20 protein-coding genes are annotated in these 21,584 nt (G+C 58.1%); 12 read left to right on the forward strand and 8 right to left on the reverse strand.

The features are described 5' to 3' along the window. Positions 1–73 precede the first annotated feature (73 nt). Positions 74–2,806, reverse strand: a complete 2,733-nt coding sequence (polA, locus tag SIC15_RS02890; RefSeq protein ID WP_412537043.1) for a DNA polymerase I — start codon at positions 2,804–2,806, stop codon at positions 74–76. Positions 2,807–2,893: 87 nt separating this feature from the next. Between polA and SIC15_RS02895 the strand changes: the two genes are divergently transcribed. After that, positions 2,894–3,232, forward strand: coding sequence for a DUF2782 domain-containing protein (locus tag SIC15_RS02895; RefSeq protein WP_136630818.1), 339 nt, complete (start codon positions 2,894–2,896; stop codon positions 3,230–3,232). A 7-nt stretch (positions 3,233–3,239) separates the two neighbouring features. On the opposite strand, the gene SIC15_RS02900 is transcribed toward SIC15_RS02895, so the two are convergent. After that, complete coding sequence (locus SIC15_RS02900; protein ID WP_412537044.1) at positions 3,240–3,449, reverse strand: fibronectin type III domain-containing protein; 210 nt, start codon at positions 3,447–3,449, stop codon at positions 3,240–3,242. A 455-nt stretch (positions 3,450–3,904) separates the two neighbouring features. Here SIC15_RS02900 and SIC15_RS02905 point away from each other — a divergent pair, with 455 nt between their 5' ends. Both SIC15_RS02905 and ltrA read left to right on the forward strand, forming a co-directional pair. After that, complete coding sequence (locus SIC15_RS02905) at positions 3,905–4,327, forward strand: hypothetical protein (RefSeq protein WP_136630816.1); 423 nt, start codon at positions 3,905–3,907, stop codon at positions 4,325–4,327. A 538-nt stretch (positions 4,328–4,865) separates the two neighbouring features. Then, positions 4,866–6,257 carry a group II intron reverse transcriptase/maturase gene (ltrA, locus tag SIC15_RS02910; protein WP_412536508.1) on the forward strand — a complete coding sequence of 464 codons (1,392 nt, stop codon included), beginning with the start codon at positions 4,866–4,868 and terminating at the stop codon, positions 6,255–6,257. 96 nt (positions 6,258–6,353) lie between these two features. On the opposite strand, the gene SIC15_RS02915 is transcribed toward ltrA, so the two are convergent. Together SIC15_RS02915 and pyrE are read right to left on the reverse strand one after the other, a co-directional pair. Then, entirely contained in the window at positions 6,354–7,007 is a 654-nt protein-coding gene (locus SIC15_RS02915; protein ID WP_412537045.1) for a DUF4124 domain-containing protein, read from the reverse strand. A gap of 3 nt (positions 7,008–7,010) precedes the next feature. After that, complete coding sequence (gene pyrE, locus SIC15_RS02920) at positions 7,011–7,649, reverse strand: orotate phosphoribosyltransferase (RefSeq protein WP_069184776.1); 639 nt, start codon at positions 7,647–7,649, stop codon at positions 7,011–7,013. A gap of 81 nt (positions 7,650–7,730) precedes the next feature. Between pyrE and SIC15_RS02925 the strand changes: the two genes are divergently transcribed. Continuing rightward, entirely contained in the window at positions 7,731–8,537 is an 807-nt protein-coding gene (locus SIC15_RS02925; RefSeq protein ID WP_209399032.1) for an exodeoxyribonuclease III, read from the forward strand. Between the two features lie 207 nt (positions 8,538–8,744). Here SIC15_RS02925 and rph read toward each other — a convergent pair whose 3' ends face one another. Continuing rightward, a complete protein-coding gene (gene rph / locus SIC15_RS02930; protein ID WP_136630813.1) occupies positions 8,745–9,461 on the reverse strand; it encodes a ribonuclease PH in 717 nt (238 codons plus the stop codon). Between the two features lie 168 nt (positions 9,462–9,629). Here rph and SIC15_RS02935 point away from each other — a divergent pair, with 168 nt between their 5' ends. After that, positions 9,630–10,496, forward strand: a complete 867-nt coding sequence (locus SIC15_RS02935; RefSeq protein WP_412537046.1) for a YicC/YloC family endoribonuclease — start codon at positions 9,630–9,632, stop codon at positions 10,494–10,496. A 21-nt stretch (positions 10,497–10,517) separates the two neighbouring features. Here the strand turns inward: SIC15_RS02935 and SIC15_RS02940 are convergent, their stop codons facing one another. Then, positions 10,518–11,345, reverse strand: a complete 828-nt coding sequence (locus SIC15_RS02940) for an RluA family pseudouridine synthase (protein ID WP_412537047.1) — start codon at positions 11,343–11,345, stop codon at positions 10,518–10,520. 149 nt (positions 11,346–11,494) lie between these two features. Between SIC15_RS02940 and gmk the strand changes: the two genes are divergently transcribed. The 4 genes from gmk (at position 11,495) to SIC15_RS02960 (ending at position 15,205) form a co-directional block, all read left to right on the forward strand. After that, on the forward strand, positions 11,495–12,127 hold the full coding sequence (gene gmk, locus SIC15_RS02945; RefSeq protein WP_136630810.1) for a guanylate kinase: 633 nt from the start codon (positions 11,495–11,497) through the stop codon (positions 12,125–12,127). An 87-nt stretch (positions 12,128–12,214) separates the two neighbouring features. Beyond that, positions 12,215–12,427 carry a DNA-directed RNA polymerase subunit omega gene (gene rpoZ, locus SIC15_RS02950; RefSeq protein WP_069184782.1) on the forward strand — a complete coding sequence of 71 codons (213 nt, stop codon included), beginning with the start codon at positions 12,215–12,217 and terminating at the stop codon, positions 12,425–12,427. Between the two features lie 171 nt (positions 12,428–12,598). After that, positions 12,599–14,740 carry a RelA/SpoT family protein gene (locus SIC15_RS02955; protein WP_136631405.1) on the forward strand — a complete coding sequence of 714 codons (2,142 nt, stop codon included), beginning with the start codon at positions 12,599–12,601 and terminating at the stop codon, positions 14,738–14,740. A gap of 78 nt (positions 14,741–14,818) precedes the next feature. Next, entirely contained in the window at positions 14,819–15,205 is a 387-nt protein-coding gene (locus SIC15_RS02960) for a RidA family protein (RefSeq protein WP_008169589.1), read from the forward strand. 72 nt (positions 15,206–15,277) lie between these two features. On the opposite strand, the gene SIC15_RS02965 is transcribed toward SIC15_RS02960, so the two are convergent. Further along, positions 15,278–16,144, reverse strand: coding sequence for an NAD-dependent epimerase/dehydratase family protein (locus tag SIC15_RS02965; RefSeq protein WP_412537048.1), 867 nt, complete (start codon positions 16,142–16,144; stop codon positions 15,278–15,280). Positions 16,145–16,220: 76 nt separating this feature from the next. Here SIC15_RS02965 and SIC15_RS02970 point away from each other — a divergent pair, with 76 nt between their 5' ends. From SIC15_RS02970 to SIC15_RS02980, 3 genes are all read left to right on the forward strand, one after another. Continuing rightward, the gene (locus tag SIC15_RS02970; RefSeq protein WP_069184785.1) at positions 16,221–17,180 is read left to right on the forward strand and encodes a hydrogen peroxide-inducible genes activator; all 960 of its coding nucleotides are present in this window, start codon (positions 16,221–16,223) and stop codon (positions 17,178–17,180) included. Positions 17,181–17,188: 8 nt separating this feature from the next. Beyond that, positions 17,189–19,264, forward strand: coding sequence for an ATP-dependent DNA helicase RecG (gene recG / locus SIC15_RS02975; RefSeq protein ID WP_349343865.1), 2,076 nt, complete (start codon positions 17,189–17,191; stop codon positions 19,262–19,264). A 150-nt stretch (positions 19,265–19,414) separates the two neighbouring features. Then, positions 19,415–20,779, forward strand: coding sequence for an HDOD domain-containing protein (locus SIC15_RS02980; RefSeq protein ID WP_412537049.1), 1,365 nt, complete (start codon positions 19,415–19,417; stop codon positions 20,777–20,779). 335 nt (positions 20,780–21,114) lie between these two features. On the opposite strand, the gene SIC15_RS02985 is transcribed toward SIC15_RS02980, so the two are convergent. Continuing rightward, complete coding sequence (locus tag SIC15_RS02985; protein WP_136631303.1) at positions 21,115–21,570, reverse strand: DUF2489 domain-containing protein; 456 nt, start codon at positions 21,568–21,570, stop codon at positions 21,115–21,117. Positions 21,571–21,584 lie beyond the last annotated feature (14 nt).

Genomic DNA, 21,584 nt, shown 5'->3' on the forward strand with positions numbered 1-21,584 from the left:
AGGCAGGTTCGGGGGGTGGTACTGCGGTTGATTTCGGTGCGTTTTTGGCTTCCATGCCCTGTTCTGGGGCGAATCAGTGTGCTTCGTCCCAGTTGTCACCGGCGCCGGCTTCTACCAGCAGGGGAACGTCCAGTTCGGCTGCTGCCGACATGCGCTTCTCGAGTCCCGAACGGATCTTGTCGAGGGCCGACTCCTTCACTTCCAGAATCAATTCGTCGTGAACCTGCATGGTCATGCGGGCCTCATCAGCGTGATCCTTGAGTAGCCAGTTCTCCACATCCACCATGGCCCGTTTGATGATGTCCGCGGCTGTGCCCTGCATGGGCGCGTTGATAGCCGTTCGCTCGGCAGCCTGCTGCAGCTGTTTGTTGCGGGCGTTGATTTCAGGCAGGTACAGGCGCCGGCCAAAGAGCGTCTCGACGAAACCGTCGTCATGAGCCTGCTTGCGGATGTTGTCCATGTATTTCAGGACGCCGGGGTAGCGCTCGAAGTAGCGGTCGATGTACTGCTGGGCGACCTTGCGCTCAACGTCCAGTTGCCGGGACAGTCCAAAGGCAGACATGCCATAGATCAGGCCGAAGTTGATGGCCTTTGCGCTGCGCCGCTGATCTGAGGATACTTCCTCCAGGCTGACGCCGAAGACTTCCGAGGCTGTCGCCTTGTGGATGTCTTCCCCTTTTTCAAAGGCCTTCAGCAGCCCCTTGTCGCCGGAGAGGTGGGCCATGATCCGCAGCTCGATCTGGGAATAATCGGCCGCCACCAGTTTGTAACCCTCAGGCGCGATAAAGGCCTGCCGTATGCGGCGTCCCTGCTCGCTGCGAATGGGTATGTTCTGCAGGTTGGGCTCGGAAGACGACAATCGGCCGGTGGCGGTGACAGCCTGATGGTAGGAGGTGTGAACACGGCCGGTGCGGTGGTGAATCAATTCCGGCAGGGTGTCGGTGTAGGTGGACTTCAGCTTGCTAAGGCTGCGGTGCTCAAGAATCAGGCGCGGCAACTCATGCTCGTGGGCCAGTTCCTGCAGCACCGGTTCCGCCGTTGATGGTGCGCCCTTGGGGGTTTTCTTGATGACCGGCAGCCCCATCTTGTCATAGAAGATTGCCTGCAACTGTTTGGTAGAGCCCAGATTGAAGGTCTCGCCGGCAACATCGTGAGCCTCTTTTTCCAGTTCCGCCATGCGCTCGGCCAGTTCCTGGCTATGCTGGCGCAGCGTACTGGCGCTGATCAGGGTGCCCCGCTGCTCCATGCGTGAGAGCACCGGCACCAGTGGCAGATCGATTTCTTCGTAGACCGAAGCCAGTTTCCCGGTTGCTTTCAGCTGTGGCCTCAGGGTCTGGTGCAGGCGCAGGGTTATGTCTGCATCCTCGGCGGCGTAGGGAGCGGCTTTTTCCAGCTCGATCTGGTTGAACGTGAGCTGTTTGGCGCCTTTGCCAGCAATGGATTCGAAGCTGATGGTCTTCTCGCCGAGGTAGTGCATGGCGAGGCTGTCCATGTCGTGGCGGGTAGCGACAGAGTTCAGAACGTAGGATTCCAGCATAGTGTCCTCGGCAATGCCCTCCAGGGTGATGCCGTGGTTAGCCAGTACGTTCTTGTCGTATTTCAGGTTCTGCCCGACCTTGGCCAGTTGGGGATCCTCCAGCAACGGCTTGAGCTGCTCGAGAACCTGGTCACGATCCAGCTGTTCGGGGGCACCCATGTAGTCGTGGCCCAGGGGGACGTAGGCGGCTTCGCCCGGGTTGATCGCGAAGGAGACACCCACTATTTCAGCGTCGATATAGCGAAGACTGGTGGTTTCCGTGTCGAAGGCAAACAGATCGGCCGATTTCAGGCGCTCCAGCCATTGATCCAGCTCTTGCTGGTCGGTGATGACGCTGTAGTCTTTTTTACTGGTCTCTTTCTCGGGTTTGTCTTCTCTGGATTGGGTGTTGCTGGAGGATGAAGTCTCTCCCTGCTCCAGTTCGGCAATCCAGGTGCGGAACTCATATTCCTTGAACAGTTCGAGCAGCTGCTCGTCATCCTGCTCCCGAAGCTTCAGGTCTTCCAGGCCAAAATCCAGTTCCACGTCCGTGCGGATGGTGGCCAGTTCGCGACTCAGGGGCAGTGTTTCTGTGGCCTCGCGCAGGTATTCCCCGATCTTGCCCTTGATCTCGTCCGCGTGCTCGATGACGTTGTCCAGGTTTTCGTAGCTTTGCAGCCATTTGACCGCGGTTTTCGGGCCACACTTGTTCACCCCGGGGATGTTGTCCACCTTGTCGCCCACCAGGGCGAGGTAATCGACAATCTGCTCCGGGGTCACGCCGAATTTTTCCACCACGCCGTCCCGATCCATCCGCGTCTCGGTCATGGTATTGATCAGGGTGACGTGATCACTCACCAGCTGTGCCATGTCCTTGTCACCGGTAGACACCACCACATCAATGCCCTTGCTGGTCGCTTCGTTGGCAAGGGTGCCGATCACATCGTCGGCCTCAACGCCAGTCACTGTCAGCAGCGGCAGTCCCATGGCCTTGACGATCTCGTGAATGGGCTCGATCTGGCAGGCGAGATCCTCAGGCATGGGCGGCCGGTTAGCCTTGTAGTCTTCATACAGGTCGTGCCGGAAGGTCTTGCCCTTGGCGTCGAAGACCACCACCATTTTTGAGCCGGGGAAATCCTGCTCCAGGCGTCGGATCATACTGATAACGCCCTTGATGGCACCGGTCGGATGGTTCTTGCTTGTGGTCAGTGGCGGAAGTGCATGATAAGCGCGAAAAAGATAGGACGATCCGTCCACAAGAACCACGGGTGGGGTGTTTTTGCTGGTCATGTCAAAACAGGTCCGGAATCTGATTGAAGCGTGGGTTGGCTTGTGCAACTCTGTACTGAAATCGATGGACGAAAGGGTATCACGAAAATGAAACGAATCGCCTGCCCGGCTTTGTTGCTCGCCTGCCTGCCTCTGGCTGCCCTGGCGCAGGAGCAAGGCGCCCTGGATGAGACGCCGGTGGCAACCCCCAAGGAGCCGGTGGTGATCTCGGATTACCAGCCGGCGAGCGAGGGCCCGGAGATTGTTATCCGGCCGGGTGAAAAGGAAGTGTTCTACGAATACCGGGTTAATGGACAACTCATGGAAATCAAGGTCGTGCCGGAGGCCGGACCGGAGTATTACCTGGTGCCGGCAGACGGTGGCGGCTGGATCCGGGAAACCGAGTCCGACATGCTGGTGCCCAGCTGGGTGATTTTCCGCTGGTAAACCGCAATCAGATCAGGTCGATGGTGACCGGCGATGAACGTCGGCTCTCCAGCCCCTCGATATCCACGGTGGTAATTGCAAACTCGTAAGCACCCGGGGCCATCTTCGCCAGAGAGAGACTCGTCGTAGCGGGGCTTTCAATGCGGATTACCTTGAAGTTTTCCTGATGCCTCAGGCGGTAGTAAATTCTGAATTCGGCGATTTCTCCGGGTTTCAATGAGGAGCCATCTTCGCGCGTCAGCGGAGCCGTCCACCTTAGCTCTCTCCCCTCGGTCGCCGAGTATCCGGATCCTTGGGAATCTCCTCTGCAGCCAGCAAGAAGGAAAAGCGTGGCCAACAAGGGCAGAAGAATGCGGGCCAATGGCAGATGTCTTGGTCTACAGGTGATCATCGTTACTCACATACGTGCCGGAAATCGGCCTGATTTTGGGAAAAGCGTATGGAGCCAGAATAAAACGGGGAGACGGGCTTCTTTAACAGCCCGGCATTATGCCAGTCCGGTTTTCAGGATCAAGTGAATAATCCGTAAAACCCCTTATCCGTGCACCTCCTGCTTTTAGTATGAACATTCTAATTTTAGGGCGTAACTTTGATTGTGAGATTAAAGAAAGGCCCTCGTTGCACTGGTTTCGACAGGGTCTTGAAACCTTCAGGAAACCAAGGAGATTCATCATGGGTAAACTCAAGTCCTATCAGGAACAGCTTCAGGAAATCGTCGACAAAGGCATCAATGCCGCTGAAGAGCAGCAGAAAAAACTGGCTGCCAAGCCGTTCGACTACGCAGAAAAGCTGGAGTCCGAAGCGCGTGAATACAGCGTGAAGACCCTGCGCAAGCGCTACAACGGCTACAGCGATAGCCTGTTCGAGCAACTTCGCAACCTGAACAGTCGTTTCGGCAGCTTCGCTGGTGACCTGGTCGCCAAGCTGGAGAAAGAAGCCGCAGAAGGCGCGGATGCCGTGGCAGAAGCCGCTGAAGACGTATCTGACGCTGCCAAGGATGCCAAGAAATCAGTTGAGCCGAAGAAGCCGGCTGCCCGCAAGACCACTGCGCGCAAGACCACTTCTACTGCCAAGAAGAGCACCGCTTCCGCCTGAGCTGCGGATAGCGTCTCACCGACAGGTGAGTGAAATGAAAAAGGCCGCCGGGTAAAACCGGCGGCCTTTTTGTTGTGCGCCAGGCATGGCGCGTAGCGCCTCGACGGCGCTGTTCCGGTCCAGGTGGTGCTGACCGGATGACTTGGGGGTGTAAGTCCCCTGTGGACCCGGCAAGGGGAACCACTAGCCGGACGGCAAGGGTGTCCACCGCGAGGTGGAATCTGAAGGAAGCCGCAGGCAAAGCACTGGCCTGACGAACAGGAATCGCATAGGAGGCGGTCACACCGGGTGAGACGGCAACGATCGTCAAAGCCCCATACTTGCACGGACGGTGTGGACGTAAATGCGGCAGGCATAAGTGTGAAGGTCACGCGTCTTACCCTGGGAAGTCTGGCTCTCTGCCACTGTGCTACCTGCCCCGTGAGGGGTGGGGATGGGGCGCCAGAACTCAGCAGAGGCCATAGTAGATGCGTCACCGCGTACTGAAGGGCCGAACATGGTTAGCCGTTAGTAGGCGATGAGTTCTCGTGATGTGCTTATGAAGACAGAAGCGACCCGAATGGGTCAGGGTATTCAGGGAGGCGCCGGACAGTATCCGGCAGAGACTGAAGCCCGTGTCGAGGCAGGCGCGGGGGCTCACTCGTGGACGAACGCGGAGCCGAATACGCTGATGGAACAGGTGCTTGAGCGCCCGAACCTGATGCATGCGTATCAGCGGGTGGTGTCCAACAGGGGCGCCGCCGGCGTCGATCAGATGCCGGTCACTGCCCTGAAGGGCCACCTGCAACAGCATTGGCCAACGCTGCGCGAGCGGCTGTTGGCCGGAGACTACTACCCTCAGCCGGTACGCAGGGTCAGTATTCCCAAGCCGCAAGGCGGCGAACGGGTGCTGGGTATTCCGACGGTACAGGATCGCTTGATTCAACAGGCACTACACCAAACGCTGAGCCCGATGCTGGAGCCGACCTTCTCGGACCACAGCTACGGGTTCCGCCCCGGCCGGAGTGCTCATCAGGCGGTCAAGGCGATGCAACGGCATATCAACGACGGCCATCGTTGGGTGGTCGATCTGGATTTGGCCCAGTTCTTTGACCGGGTCAACCACGATGTGCTGATGGGCCTGCTGGCCCGTCGCATCACCGACCGACGGATACTCACTCTGATCCGACGGTACCTGCGAGCCGGCATGCTCGAAGGTGGGCTGGTCAGCCCGAGAAGGGAAGGGACGCCGCAAGGTGGCCCTCTCTCACCCTTGCTCTCCAACGTGCTTCTGACCGAACTGGACCGGGAGCTGGAGCAGCGGGGACACCGGTTCTGCCGCTACGCGGACGACTGTAATATCTACGTTCGCAGTAAAAGAGCCGGTGACCGGGTGATGGCCAGCATGACCCAGTTCCTGGCAACGCGCCTGCGCCTAACCGTGAACACAGACAAAAGTGCTGTGGATCGCCCATGGCGTCGGAGCTTCCTGGGGTACAGCGTAAGCTGGCATAAAAGGCAGGTACGGTTGAGGGTTGCACCGAAGAGCCTGAAGGCCTTCATGACCAAGCTGCGTCCGCTGCTTAAGCGATCTCGCGGGCAGTCGCTGACGACGACTATCCAGAAGCTGAACCCGGTCCTACGGGGCTGGGCGAATTACTATCGCCTCACCGCCTCGAAGCGCCCGGTGGCAGCGCTGGATGGCTGGATACGCCGACGGCTCCGCTTGATCTTGTGGCAGCAATGGAAACGGCCCCGCACGCGGGCACGCTGTCTAATGCGGTTGGGTCTGCCAGCACCGAGGGCCTGGATGGGTGCCACGAATGGTCGTGGGCCTTGGTGGAACAGTGGCGCCTCTCACATGAATACGGCGCTGCCCAAGAGGGTGTTCAACGGTCTGTCTCTGGTAAGCTTGCTGGATACGATGAATCGGCTTCCGAGCCAACCATGAACCGCCGTGGTACGGAACCGTATGCCCGGTGGTGTGAGAGGACGGGGGAGGTAACTCCCCCTCCTACTCGATTTGCAGGGGCGTTCCTGTGAAAAATCAGTCTTCGGTTTCGTTGTGATCGAGTGGTACGGTCCGCGCCTCGCCAGTGACCTCTTCCAGGCGCTCTATGTCGGCCTCGAAGGCCTTGCGCAGCTCTTCGATTTCCTGGGTTTGTGAGGTGATTTCCCGCTCAATATCCCGTATCTGGGATTCCAGGCGCCGGATTTTTTCCAGCGTGGCCTCTGGAATCTCGCGACCGGCCCGCTCCATGTTGGCGGCGCGGCTTTGTTCGCTATCCAGCTGGCTGGATATCACCGAGATGTTGCCTCGCTTGAGTTGTATCAAGCCCTCAAGCTCCCGGATTTTCCGATGCATGGCTTTTACCGCCTGATCCGGATGGCTGAAGCGCTTCAGTAGCGCGCGGTCCTTCTCGCGTTGCTCCGCGAGTTCCTTCTGGCGCTGCTTTTCCGCTTCCCGGGCGGCAATCTCTTCCTCGGTTGGCGCTGGCGGAATGGTCTCAATGACGCGGCCATTGTTGCTCAAAATGTCATAGCCACGTTTGGTGGCTTCCTGGGGAATGGTGCTGCTGATGACGATCTGGCCGTTTTCATCCGTGTAACGGTACATATTGGCCGCGACCTGGGCAGAGAAACCCAGGGCAAGCGCCAATGCCGTAGCTTTGACAGATATTGCGGTCAGACGATTGGCCATCAATCAGACTCCGTAACGATCCCGATAACTGGCCACCTTTTCGGCATGCCCGGCGAACTCCGGGTTGGCTTTGAGGTAGTCCAGCACTTGCTCAAGACGAATGATGCTCACCACCGGGATGCCGAATTCCTTTTCCACTTCCTGGATGGCGGACAGTTCGCCATTACCTTTTTCCTGACGATCGAGGGCAATAAGCACGCCTGCCGGTTCGGCCCCGGCAGCCCGGATGATGTCGATGGATTCCCGGATCGCTGTTCCGGCAGTGATTACATCATCAACAATCAGTACCTTGCCCTGTAACGGTGCGCCAACAATGTTGCCGCCCTCACCATGATCTTTCTTTTCCTTGCGGTTAAACGCAAAGGGTTTGCTGTTACCGTCTGTAGCCAAGGCCATGGCGGTAACGGTGGCCAACGGAATGCCCTTATAGGCAGGGCCGAAAATAATGTCATAATCCAGCCCGCTGCGTGCTATCGCGGCGGCATAAGCCTTGCTTAACTGAAGCAGGTCGTCCCCGGTATTGAACAGACCGGCGTTAAAAAAGTAGGGGCTGGTTCGGCCCGACTTGAGCGTGAACTCACCAAAGCGTAGTACATTCCGGCGGATGGCAAATTCGATAAATGTTTGCTGATAGTCGTGCATGACAAGGCTTCTGGCGGGTGTTGATCTTTAATTAGCGCGTAAAAACGGTATCATACACACAAACCGAATCAGGGAACACGTATGCGGGTAGTATCAATCAGCGTCAATGGCCTCGCCCAGGCTGTTGAAAAAGGCTTTTTCGACTGGCTGGCAGAGCAGGACGCTGACGTGGTCTGTGTCCAGGATCACCGCATGCGCGCCTACGAGATTGAAGACTACAACCTGATTCCGGAAGGGTACGAAGCCTATTTCATCGATGGTGAAAAAAACGAGGATGGCGGTGTCGGTATCTACACCCGCCATTTCCCGAAAGCCATCATGTACGGGTTCGCCAATGAACAGGCAGATCGCGAAGGCCGTTTCATTCAGGCCGATTTTGACAAGGTGTCTGTCGCCTGCGTGCTGGCGCCCTGCGCCCTTGGCCGAGAAGAAGAGCTGATCGGCGAGGACGACCTCACTGTGCTGGATCACAAGGACGAGTTCATGGAGTCCTTCGGCCTGCACATGCAGAAAACACTGCGCAAGCGTCGGCAGTTCATCTTCTGCGCCAACCTTCAGACCGCCCATCACGTAACCGATGCCAGCCCGCTTTACCACAAACTGGATTTCTCCGGCTTTCTGCCCCACGAGCGTGCGTGGCTGGATCGCCTGTTCGATGAAATGGGCTGCGTTGACGGTTTCCGTGAGATCAACAAGCAGAGCAACCAGTTCACCTGGTGGCCCGAGCAGGCCGAGGGTTCCCGCAAGAATGCCGGCATCCGTGTGGATTACCAGCTACTGACACCTGGCATCCGCAAGACCATCGAAGATGGCTGGATTGACGACTCGACCCGCTTCTCCGATCACGCCCCAGTGATCATGGATTACGACATCGAAATCGGCTTCTAAGTCTGGGGGAAGGCGCCTGCGCGGCAACGCTTTCCCAGACACGCTACAAGCACTTCCCTGTGCGCTTGAATCGGGCCATCCATGGCCCTCAACAGTATGGGAAAGCGTCACCACGCAGGCGCCCCATGCTTGTGAGGTTTTTCGAACAGTAGCGTGTTCCGGAAAGGTTTCCCCCTCCGGACACGCGGGCTGCTTAATCAGCAGTCGTCAGGCCTCCAGAGCAGCCTTTTGAATCTCAAACAACTGCTCGATACCTTGTTTGGCCAGAGTCAGCATGCTGTCCAGCTCTGACTGGTCGAACGGAGCTCCTTCCGCTGTTCCCTGAATCTCAATGAAGCCGCCCTGGTCAGTCATGATCACGTTCATATCGGTCTCGGCTTCGGAATCTTCCGGGTAGTCCAGATCCACCACTGGGGTGCCTTTGTAAACACCGACTGATAGTGCAGCGACCATCTGCTTGAGGGGCGATTTCTTCAGGCGCTTCTCGGCGACCAGGTGGTTCAGGGCGTCCACCAGCGCCACGCAGCCGCCGGTGATCGCCGCGGTGCGGGTGCCGCCATCGGCCTGGATGACGTCGCAATCGATGGTAATGGAGTGTTCGCCAAGGGCGGTCAGATCCACCGCAGCACGCAGGGAGCGACCAATCAGGCGCTGGATTTCGACGGTGCGACCACCCTGTTTGCCGCGGGCAGCCTCCCGACCCATTCGGCTGCCCGTGGAGCGGGGCAGCATGCCGTATTCGGCGGTGATCCAGCCCTTGCCTTCGCCCCTGAGAAATGGGGGAACCTTGTTTTCGACGGAGGCGGTGCAGATGACTTTGGTATCCCCGAATTCCACCAGCACCGAGCCTTCGGCATGACGGGTGTAGTTGCGGGTGATTCGAACATCTCTGGGTTGCTCGGGCGTTCTGCCGCTTGGACGCATAGTATTTCCTGAAATCATTATTGAATGTCCGGGCGCGTGTCCCGGTCGAACGTTTGTCGAAAAGGCCGGTCAGTATAACACGTTGGTGTTGGGCTTTTGTCCGGTTCGCCGACGCTGTTAAGAGCCTGTTAGACTAGGTTTATCATTATCTATCGAAGCGGAGCCAACATGATCCGAAGTATGACCGCATTTGCCCGCAAGGATGTCCAGGGAGACTGGGGTACGCTGACCTGTGAAATCCGGACCGTCAACCATCGATATCTGGAGCCCTCATTCCGGTTGCCGGAGGCTTTCAGGGAACTGGAAAACCGGTTTCGGGAAGAGCTGAGAAAACAGCTGAAACGGGGCAAGGTGGATGTGTCCATGCGCCTGCAGTCTGCAGAGAAGGCGTCCCAGAGCTTCGAGATCAGCGAAGACATGGCCCAGGCGGTGAATGAGGCGGCCAACCACATCAACCGGATGCTGGATAATCCGGCCCACATCAATGCCCTGGATATCCTCAGATGGCCGGGCGTGCTGTCCGTGCCGGAGCAGGATTACAGCCCTGCAAAAGAGGCTGCCGTAGGACTCTTCGAACAGACCGTGTCCGACCTGGCCTCGGTACGCGAGCGTGAGGGGGAGCGCCTGCGGCCTCTGTTCGAGGATCGCCTCAATACCATGGGCAGTCTTGTCGCCGATGTGCGTAAACGCATGCCGGAATTGCTGGATGCCCAGGAAAAAACGCTTCGGGAGCGGTTTGAAAAAGCCAAAGTGGAGCTGGATGCCGAGCGGGTGGCTCAGGAGATGGTCATGCTGGCCCAGAAGAGCGATGTTGCCGAAGAATTGGATCGGTTGGACGCGCATATTGGCGAGGTGACGGATACCCTCAAAAGCGACGACGCTATAGGCCGGCGGCTCGACTTCCTGATGCAGGAGCTGAACCGGGAGGCCAATACCCTGAGCAGCAAGAGCATCGATGCCGGCGTCACACGCATCGCGGTGGATCTCAAGGTGCTCATCGAGCAGATGAGGGAGCAGGTGCAGAACCTGGAATAGCCCGGGCTTCTGTTTTAGTGGTCAGCTCTGGTTCTGTCCCAGGGTGTCCAGCTCTGCGGGCAGTTCGAACACCATCTTGCGTTTGTTGAGGGGGCAGTCGAATTCGAGATAGAAGGCCAGGAGCTGCAAGGGAACGCCCGCGGCCCGACCATACAGGCGATCACCGAGTATCGGGTGCCCGAGGCCAGCCAGATGGCGGCGGATCTGGTGCTTCCGACCGGTCTCGATACTGACCTGGAGCAGGGAAGTCTGCTCAGCCTCATTGGTCGCCAGTGTCGAAACATGACTGACCGCCGGTTTTCCCTCAACGGGCGCATCAACCACCTGGTCTTGCGTCTCCATCACGCCACACACTCGCGCTTTGTAACGCTTGGTCATGGTTCTGCCTGAAAAGCGCTGGGAAAGGGCGCCTGCGGCTTTCGGGTCATGGGCAATCAGCATCAGCCCGGCGGCATCGGCATCAAGTCGGTGGATCAGGTGGCAGGGGCGCTGGAGCTGAAGTTCCGCCAGGCGAAGCAGGCTGCAATGGTCACCCCACTGTGAGCCCTGGGCCAGCAGGCCGTGAGGCTTGAACCACACTGTGTAGCGCTCCAGATCCTCCAGTAGAACCGGACCCTCCGGTTTTCTCGCCAACACCTTTTCATCGTAGTAAAGCTGCAGCCGGATGCCCGGCTTGAGTTCCTTGGTGGCGCGGCGCAGTCGAAGGCGTTTGCCCTTGTGCGTCCACCAGCAAGCACCCTTCGCCATGGCATCCTTGATTTTCTGTCGGGAGAGCCCCGGCGCCGCCTCACTCAGGGCGTCTATGGCTTTGCTGGTTTGTTTCAGGGTGATATCGATGGTGGTTCGCATGGGATTTTGCAGTCACTGAGCGGATGTATAGGCAAATGGTATCAGCTGGCTCGCCTCTGGGGTGCGGTGTTTTGGCAAAGTCCGTATAATTCCCGGCTTTACCGGTCGAAACAGGCGGCCGTCGCGTTCAGGTTTGGAGTTCTCGGGTTATGAGTCAGGCAGTTGAGCAGGGTACTCTGTACGTTATCTCCGCGCCATCCGGTGCCGGCAAGACCAGCCTTGTGGCGGAAATGCTCCGCAATGACGAGAAACTCGGCGTGTCCGTTTCCCATACCACGCGCACTATGCGAGAAGGTGAGCAGGACGGGGTGAATTATCATTTCGTGGGCAGGGTCGAGTTTGAGGCGATGATCGCCCGGGGCGATTTTCTTGAGCACGCCGACGTCTTTGGTAACTACTACGGTACCTCTCAGGTCTGGGTTCGGGAAACCCTGTCAAAGGGCCAGGATGTGATCCTGGAGATTGACTGGCAGGGCGCCGCCCAGGTGCGCCGACTGATTCCCGAGTGTGTCAGCATTTTCATCGTTCCTCCTTCGCCTGAAGTGTTGCGCCAGCGACTGGTCGGCCGTGGCACCGATGCGCCGGAAGTGGTGGAGCGTCGTTTGGCAGAGGCTGAGGAGGAGTGCCGTCACGCGGTGGAGTTCGATTACCTGGTGGTCAACGATGACTTCGCCGCTGCGCTCGCTGATCTGCTGGCCATTGTTCGCGCCCAGCGCCTGCGCATGGAGGTTCAGCAGCCCAGGCACCGGGCGCTCCTGGCGGGGTTGTCGGGCCCGCGCTGATACGGGGGTTTCCTGTATACAAATTGAACCGGTCACAGTAAACTGTGCGGTCTGCTGAAAACAGTCATTTTATGAGTCGGGGAAGTTATGGCACGAGTTACCGTTGAAGATTGTCTGGAAAACGTTGATAACCGCTTCCAGCTGGTAATGCTGGCAACCAAGCGTGCCCGTCAGCTCGCTACCAAGGGTGCCGAGCCGATGGTGGCTGAAGAGAATGATAAGCCTACGGTAATTGCTCTGCGCGAAATTGCCGAAGGCAAGGTTACTCGTGATCTGCTCAAGGAAGACGACGACGAGTAAGGCACCTGCGGCCAGGTATATAAGTATCTGTCCGCAAGTGAGAAGCATTGAAATCTGTCCCCGCGGTTTTATAGTGTAACTATAGAACGTTGCTGGAAGGACTATGGAAGGACCCGGATGCGTGCATTCGGGTTTTTTTGTCCCTGAATTTCATGGAATTGTGGAGGCGCGGTGTCGGCAGAGGCTACGGTTGAAGGACTGGCTCGAGAGCTCAGCTCCTATCTTGATACCAATCGCATCAACCAGGTGCGACGGGCCTACTATTACGCCGAGCAGGCCCATGAGGGCCAGATGCGCAAGAGCGGCGACCGCTACATTACCCATCCCCTGGCTGTTGCCCATATTCTCGCCGACCTGCGGCTGGATCATCAGAGTCTGATGGCGGCCATGCTCCATGATGTGATTGAAGACACCGGTATTCCCAAGGACGCTCTGGCGGAACAGTTTGGCGAGGACGTTGCGGAACTGGTGGATGGGGTCAGCAAACTGACCCAGATCGAGTTCCGCTCCAGGGCGGAAGCCCAGGCCGAAAACTTCCAGAAAATGACCCTGGCCATGGCGCGGGACATCCGGGTCATTCTGGTGAAACTGGCGGACCGGTTGCACAACATGCGCACGCTCGGCCCGATGCCCTACGAAAAGCGCCAACGCATCGCCACCGAAACACTCGACATCTATGCCCCCATCGCGAACCGCCTGGGCATGCACTCCATCTGCACCGAGCTTGAGGACCTGGGCTTTACCTCCCTGTACCCCATGCGCTCCAAGTACATTTCCAAGGCCGTGGACAAACTCCGGGGCAGTCATCGGGAAATTATCGAGGATATCCGCGGGAAGCTGCAGGAAAAGCTGGAGGAGCGAGGCCTGCCGGGCCGGATTCTGGGCCGGGAAAAACACCTGAACAGCATCTATAACAAGATGAAGTTCAAGCAGAAGTCCTTCCATGAAATCATGGATGTGTATGCCTTCCGGATCATCACCGACACCGAAGATGACTGCTACCGCATCCTTGGCGCCGTTCACAGCCTGTACAAGCCGCTGCCTGGCCGGTTCAAGGACTACATTGCCATGCCCAAGGCCAATGGCTATCAGTCGCTCCATACCACTCTGTTCGGTATGCATGTGAACATCGAGATCCAGATCCGTACGGAGGAGATGGAGCACATCGCCAATAACGGTATCGCGGCTCACTGGATGTACAAGAACGAGCCCAGCAGCGTAACCAGCGTGAATCAGGCGCGGGTGGACCGCTGGGTGAAGGGGCTGATGGAAATGCGGGAGCGGGCCGATGACTCCATGGAGTTCATCGAACACGTGAAAGTGGATCTGTTCCCGGATGAAATCTACGTGTTCACGCCCAAGGGCCGCATCATGGAGTTGCCCAGCGGGGCAACGCCGGTGGACTTCGCCTACGCCATCCATACCGATATTGGTAACGCTACCGTCGCGTGTCGAATCAACCGCAACCTGGGCTCATTGAGTCAGCCTCTGCAGAGTGGCCAGACCGTTGAGATCATTACCGCACCCGGGGCCCGGCCTAACCCTGCGTGGCTGAGTTTTGTGGTGACCGGCAAGGCGCGCAGCAGTATCCGTCATGTGCTCAAGAGCCAGAAGCGGGCGGAATCGCTGGAGCTGGGCCGCACATTGCTCAAGAAGTCCCTCAAAGGCTTTGGCGCGAAACTGTCAGAGATAAGCGACGCCCAGAAGCAGGCGGTCGTGAATCATAATCAGGTGAACAGTTTTGATGATCTGATCAGTGACATCGGCCTGGGCAATCGTATGGCCTACCTGGTTGCCCGTCAGCTAGTCAGCGGCTCCGAAGAAACTGAGGCAGCTGAGGGGCCTCGCGATATCGAGGGTGGCAATCACAGCCCCGTGACCATCCGTGGCACCGAAGGTTTGCTGGTCCGGTTCGCCAGCTGTTGTAAGCCGATTCCGGGAGATCCGGTGGTTGGGGTGATGGATTCCGGCAAAGGCATGGTGATTCACTCTGATACCTGCTCCCGCTTGCCGGAGGATGACGAGGGCCGGGCCCGCCTGACCCACCTGAAGTGGGCCAAGGACATTACCGATGAGTTTTCCGTTGAACTGCGGGTAGAGCTGGAGCGCCAGCGTGGTGTGATTGCCGAGATGGCCAACGCGGTAGCCATGGCTGACGGAAACATCGAGCGCATTAATGTGGAAGAGCAGAATGCCCGCTTTGGCGTTGTCAGCCTGGTGGTGCACGTCAATGGTCGGCGGCACCTGGCTCGGGTAATGCGTCGAATCCGCAACATTCGTGCAATTACCCACATCAGCCGCGTACGGCACTGAACCCGACCAAAGCCCGGTTGACAGGCGCGCGGCGCAAGGGCGACGATTGGCGTTTTGGATGAGAGGAAACCAAGGGTCATGACCAACAAATCTGTAATTCAGACCGAGAATGCGCCCCAGGCGATCGGTACCTACTCCCAGGCGGTCAAGGCAGGGGACACCGTGTACCTGTCTGGCCAGATTCCGCTGGTACCGGAAACCATGGAAGTGGTCGCCGGCGATTTTTCTGCCAAGACCCGCCAGGTGTTTGATAACCTCAAGGCTGTCTGCGAGGCCGCCGGTGGCGAGCTGAAGGACATCGTGAAGCTGAATATCTACATGACTGATCTGGCGAATTTCGCCACGGTCAACGAGATCATGGCCACCTATTTCCAGGAACCCTATCCGGCCCGTGCGGCGGTGGGTGTCGCGGCGCTGCCCAAGGGTGTGCCCATTGAAATGGAAGCGGTGATGGTGCTCAGCTGAGACCTGATGACAGCAGAATTCAGAAAAGGCGGCCTCGGGCCGCCTTTCTTATTTAAATGCTGAGGGCTCAGCTCAGCCCTGGTCGATCATGGCACGGTAGCCGGCCCGGAAATCCGGATAGCGGAACTGAAAGCCGGTGCTCAGCAATCTTTTGTTGCAGCAGCGTTTACTGCCGGCCCGCCCGCCTTTTCGGGCATCGGGCTTTGGCTCGGCACAGGGTGTTTGCTGCCGGACCCAGTCCACCACCTCATCAAGCCGCACCGGCTCGCAGTCGCTGGCAAGGTAGCAGGTTTGAAGAGCCGCTCCCGAAAGTGCCAGATTCACCAGATGGGCCGCCGCGTCTGCGGCATCGTCTTCATGAATCCGGTTGCTGAACGGTGCTGGCTTGGTCGGATTCATCCGTCCCGCCTGAACCTCCTCAAGAAAACGCCGCCGGGAGGGCCCATAAATGCCGCTGTAACGAATGATCGTTGCCGGATGGCCGCTTTCCAGCGCGGTCTGCTCACCGGCCAGAACCTGCTCGCCGCTGAACCGGGCGGGTTTGGCAGGGCTGAGTTCATCGACCCAGCTATCGTCATCCTGTGAATAGACACTGCTGCTACTGACAAAGAACAGGTGCTTCAGCGATTGACCGCCCAGGGCTTCCAACAAGTTTGCCAGGCCGGTCACGTAGGCGTCCCGATAACCCTGCTCATCGTAGCTGGAGGGCGTCAGGCAATAGAGAACGATGTCGAGCCCTTCCGGCAGTTTACCGCTGAGGGTTTCCGGTTGGGTCAGGTCGGCGCCGATGCCTTGAATGCCCTCGGGAACCCGGTCGGGGTTTCGGCGCAGGCCGTACACGGTGGCCGAGGTTTCCAGGCGGCTGGCAATGGCACCCCCGAGTTTGCCGCAACCGGCCACCAGAATTCGGGGCGCCTTACTACCTTCGGTGATTGCCATAGACAATTTCAATCCTTATGCTTGACCTCATAAATTCGTGAAACTTCGACCCGCATCTTTCTGACCGGAGCTCACCATGACTCTCACCGAGTTACGATACGTCGTTACGCTGGCCCGCGAAAGGCATTTTGGCCGGGCCGCAGAGCGTTGCCATGTCAGTCAGCCAACGCTCAGTGTTGCCGTTAAAAAGTTGGAGGATGAGCTCGGAATCCCTCTGTTCGAGCGAAGCAAAAGCAGCATCCGTGTCACCGAAACCGGCCTACGCATTATTGAGCAGGCACAGCGTGTCCTTGATCAGGTAGGCCTGATCAAGGACATGGCGCAGGATGGCAAGAACCAGCTCAACTCACCTTTGAAAGTGGGTGCCATCTATACCATTGGTCCCTATCTGTTCCCGCACCTGCTGCCGGAACTGCGGCGTGCTGCTCCGGAAATGCCGCTTTACATTGAAGAGAATTACACTGCCAACCTGAGGCAGAAACTCCGGCAGTCCGAGCTGGACGCCATTATTATTGCCCTGCCGTTTGAAGAGCCGGAAGTGGTTACCCTGCCGCTGTACGACGAGCCGTTTGTTGTCCTGCTGCCTGCCGGACACCCGCTGGCAAGCAAGGAGCAGTTGACGGCCGATGAACTGGCTAAAGAGCAATTGCTATTGCTGGGGCCAGGCCACTGTTTCCGGGATCAGGTGCTGGAGTCCTGTCCACCCCTGGTGGAGGCGGTAACGCATCGGGCCAACAACGGCTCACCGGCTCTGGTCACCGAAGGCAGTTCCCTGGAAACCATTCGCCATATGGTCGCCTCCGGTCTGGGCATCACGGTACTGCCACTCTCGGCCGCCACGGCCATGCAGTACCATGAGGACATTCTGGCCGTTCGGCCGTTCGCGCCGCCGGTGCCGTTCCGCACGGTGGCTCTGGCCTGGCGGGTTACCTTCCCCCGGCCCAAGGCTATTGATGTGCTGTCCCTGGCTGCCAGTCAGTGCCGGGTCATTGAAAAGGCGAAAACGGATACGCCGGCTGTGGCCGAAAGCGCCTGAGCCTGACTATGACGTCACTGGATGACATACCGGTCACCCAGCTCAAGGGCGTAGGGAACGCCCTGGCGGAGAAACTCGCCAAGCTGGGTATCACCTCCCTGCAGGATCTGTTGTTCCATTTGCCCCATCGGTACGAAGACCGCACCCGTATCGTACCCATGGGAAGCCTTCGCATTGGCGATGTGGCGGTGGTTGAAGGGGAGGTGATGAAAGCCGATCTCGTGATGGGGCGCAGGCGCAGCCTGCAGGTGACTCTGCGGGATAACAGCGGCTTCCTGGTGATGCGTTTTTTTCATTTCAACGCCGCCCAGAAGAACCAGCTGAGCGAGGGCGCCAGGGTTCGCTGCTTTGGCGAGGTTCGTCCGGGCCGTGCAGGTTATGAGTTTTACCACCCGGAATACCAGGTTAATCCACCGCCTATGCCAGCTGAAGGTGAGGCTACCCTGACGCCGGTTTACCCACTGACCGAGGGGATTCAGCAGCCCCGGGTGCGCTCGCTGTGCCAGCAGGCCCTGGGCTATCTCCAGCGGTTCCCGATTCGCGACTGGCTGCCGGAGAATCTGCTGGCCGAGTACCAGTTGCCCGGAATCACCGACGCCGTGCAGCTTGTGCATTCCCCTCCTGCGAGCGCACCGGTAAATCTCCTGATGGAGGGGCGTCACCCGGCTCAGCAGCGCCTGGTAATGGAGGAGTTGCTGGCGCACCAACTTAGCTTGCTTCAGGTACGCGAACAAATCCAGGCCAGGGAGGCGCTGCCACTTTTGCCCACGGGGGATCTGCCCGACCGTTTCCTGGATTCCCTGCCTTTCACGCTCACCGGTGCCCAGCGTCATGTGCTGGCCGACATCCGTCAGGACCTGAGTCAGCCGCTGCCAATGCTCCGGCTTGTCCAGGGGGATGTTGGCTCCGGCAAGACCGTGGTGGCGGCGCTAGCCGCCTTGCAGGCCATTGGTGCCGGTGCCCAGGTGGCATTGATGGCGCCCACCGAAATCCTCGCTGAACAGCATTTCCAGAATTTCCGGGCCTGGCTGGAGCCACTCGGTATTCGCCTCGCCTGGCTATCCGGGAAGGTCAAGGGTAAGGCCCGGGCTGAAACACTGGACGCGGTCCAATCCGGCAATGCCACCGTGGTGATAGGCACCCATGCCTTGTTCCAGGAAGACGTCGAGTTTCACCGCCTTGCCCTGGTGATCGTGGACGAACAGCATCGTTTCGGCGTACACCAGAGGCTGGCCTTGCGGGAAAAGGGCGTGGGTGGGTCGCTGGCACCCCACCAGCTGATCATGACGGCAACGCCGATTCCCCGAACGCTGGCCATGAGCGCCTATGCAGACCTGGATACCTCAGTTATTGACGAACTTCCGCCGGGCAGAAAGCCGATAGAAACCATCGTGATTCCCGACAGCCGCAGGGAAGATGTGATTGAACGGGTTCGCAGCGCTTGCCATGAAGGGCGACAGGCCTACTGGGTCTGCACTCTCATAGAAGAATCCGAAGCCCTGCAGTGTCAGGCGGCAGAGGTCACCGCTCAGGAGTTGGCCGAGCGATTGCCGGATCTGAAGGTGGGGCTGGTGCACGGGCGGCTAAAGGCTCAGGAAAAGGCGGCGGTGATGGAGCAGTTCAAGGTAGGCGAATTGGATCTGCTGGTTGCAACCACGGTTATTGAGGTCGGCGTGGACGTACCGAACGCCTCGCTGATTATCATTGAAAACCCTGAACGGCTTGGGCTGGCACAGCTGCATCAGCTTCGCGGTCGTGTTGGCAGGGGCGAGCAGGCCAGTTTCTGTGTGCTGATGTATCACCCGCCGTTGTCTGTGAATGGCAAGGCACGACTACAGGCCCTGAGGGACAGTCAGGATGGCTTCTTCATCGCCGAGAAAGACCTGGAAATCAGGGGGCCGGGAGAGGTGTTGGGGACCCGGCAAACCGGTATGATGCAGTTTCGGCTGGCGGACTTTGAACGGGACAAGGGCTGGATCGAGCCGGTTCGGGAAATGGCGCCAGGCCTGATGGCTCACCCGGAGATTGTCGGCGCTCTGGTTCGACGTTGGCTTGGTGAAAGAATCCGTTACGGGGATGTATAAAACGTCCATTCGGTCGCTGAGTGCGTATGAAAGCGGTCTGGAAATAGAGTTCGGTCAACGTCAGGGTAATTTCTTTGCCCTATACTGAGTTTAGTGTGAATTTCAGGCTCGGCGTATACGACGGAAAACAGGAATATTCGGGAGAGATTTATGGAATTACCTGTCGCAGTTCAGCAGGCTCTGGGGGAGACAGCAGCTGGTGTATCCCTCAGGGATGCAGGCCAGGCGAGCCAGAAAGAACTGTTGCGAATGGTTCTGCTCAGTGATGAGCAAGGGAATCTGCAGGTAATCTGCCGGCGCGACGATCTGATTGATCTGGAACAGCTGAACAAGCAGCTTGGCCGCGATCTTTGCCTGATGAAACGGCGTGAACAGTTGCGGGTTCGGGAAAGGGCCGGTCTCAAGGCGCTTCCGGCTCTGCCGTCTCTGACAGGCTGGCCAACCGTGGTCGATGAACGCGTGGATGACCTGCCGGCGGTTGCCCTGGAACTGGGCGAGCAGAATCTGGCGATGGTCATGCCAGCAGAGGATTTCCGGGCCCTGACCGCCAAGGCGGATCGGCGTTCCTTCGCCGTTGCTCCGGAATCCATCAACGTGAATCTTGATGACCACGGCAGGGATCGGGACCAGTTCCATTCCGCCATCAAGAAATTCACCGGCCTGAGAATACAGCAGCGACTGGAAGACACTCTGGAGCTGCCGCCGCTGCCGGAAACGGCCCAGCGGATTATCCATCTCAGGGTCAATCCCAACGCCGTCATGGGTGACCTCGTTGATATTGTCGAGAGTGACCCGAGCCTCGCGGCACAGGTGGTCAGCTGGGCATCCTCTTCCTTCTATGCGGCGGCAGGCCAGGTAAAGTCAGTGCACGACGCCGTTTCCCGGGTACTCGGTTTCGATCTGGTCATGAACCTGGCGATGGGCCTTTCACTCGGGCGGGCACTAAAACAGCCCCAGGATCACCCGGAGGGCTACGTTGATTACTGGCAGCAGGCAATCTGGCAGGCTCAGTCAGCGGGCATCCTGGCCAGCATGATGCCTCGTGGTGAGCGACCAGTGTTCGGCCTTGCCTACCTCGGCGGACTGCTCCATAACTTCGGTCATCTGGTTCTTGCACAGGTGTTCCCACCCCATTTCAAGCTGGTGTGCCGGTCACTGGAAGTAAATCCCGATATTGATTCTTCGGTTATCGAGCACTATCTGCTTGGCATTACCCGGGAACAGATCGCCGCCCAGTTGATGGAGAACTGGGGCATGCCGGATGAGGTCACCCTGGCGATCCGCTACCAGAAGAACCCCTCCTTCGATGGAACTCACAGCGTCTATGCCAGGTTGCTGTGGTTGGGCCGTCAGTTGCTAACGGCCAGGGGCGTGGCTCTGGGCGCGGGAGAGGAAGTCAGTCAGGGGTTCTATGATGGGCTCGGGCTCGATCGGGCGCAGGTTGAAGAACAGTTTGATGAACTGGTTAACAGCAAGGACAGTGTGATGGCCATGGCCGGCATGATGAGCCAGTAACAAGCGATCTCTTCCAGATTCATACCAAAAAAAGCCGGCCCCAAGGCCGGCAAGCTCACCCGCTTTATTGCAGTGTCGTCCAAACTTATCAGGAGAAAACAACGTTAGGTGGCACCTTCCGCAGATGATAGGTGCGTCCCTGATTTCAATTTAGACCCTGATAGAAAAAAGAAAAGTCAACAGTTGTAACTGTGAAGGAATGAGCAGGGTGTCAGTTTTTCGAATCTACAGAACCTTTTGATTTGCTGAACTAAAATATCTGTTTTACCACTATTCAAGTTACAAAATGTTACAAAAATGAGGTCTGACCAGTTGCTGCGAGCGCGTAACTGCGGTCAAAAAGAATGGTGTCGGACAGCCGTTGCCGCTCTGCGAATCTCGTCGGCGTGTTTCTGCTCAACCTCGAATCGTTCCTTGTCCATTTTATCCACGAACTTCGTTTCCGTTGCCTGACGGGCCCGATGGGTGGGCATGTGCTGCAGTTGGTCGTGTACTTCCTGAAAAATCCTGAAAGGCGCCTGATCCAACAACTCCGGGGCAATGTGGTCGAGGAGGCCCTTTAGCCTGAGGCAGGCTTCCGAGTATTCGATCTGGTCCTCTTCAACGGCCATAGCTATGACCCGGATACTGCGGATCATGTCTTTTCTGCGGTTGGTCTGGAACTCCTCGGCCTTGGCCTGCCGCTTGCGATTTTCCGAGAGCAATCCTATTTGACGGCGGATAAACACCAGCAAAAGGATGATGGCGACCAGGCCAGCGATGATCAGACTCCATTGCAGCCACTGGGGCATTATCGACTCCTTTT

Origin of the sequence: Marinobacter sp. MIT932201 (genome assembly GCF_047123295.1) — a bacterium.
Classification (GTDB): Bacteria; Pseudomonadota; Gammaproteobacteria; order Pseudomonadales; family Oleiphilaceae; genus Marinobacter; species Marinobacter salsuginis.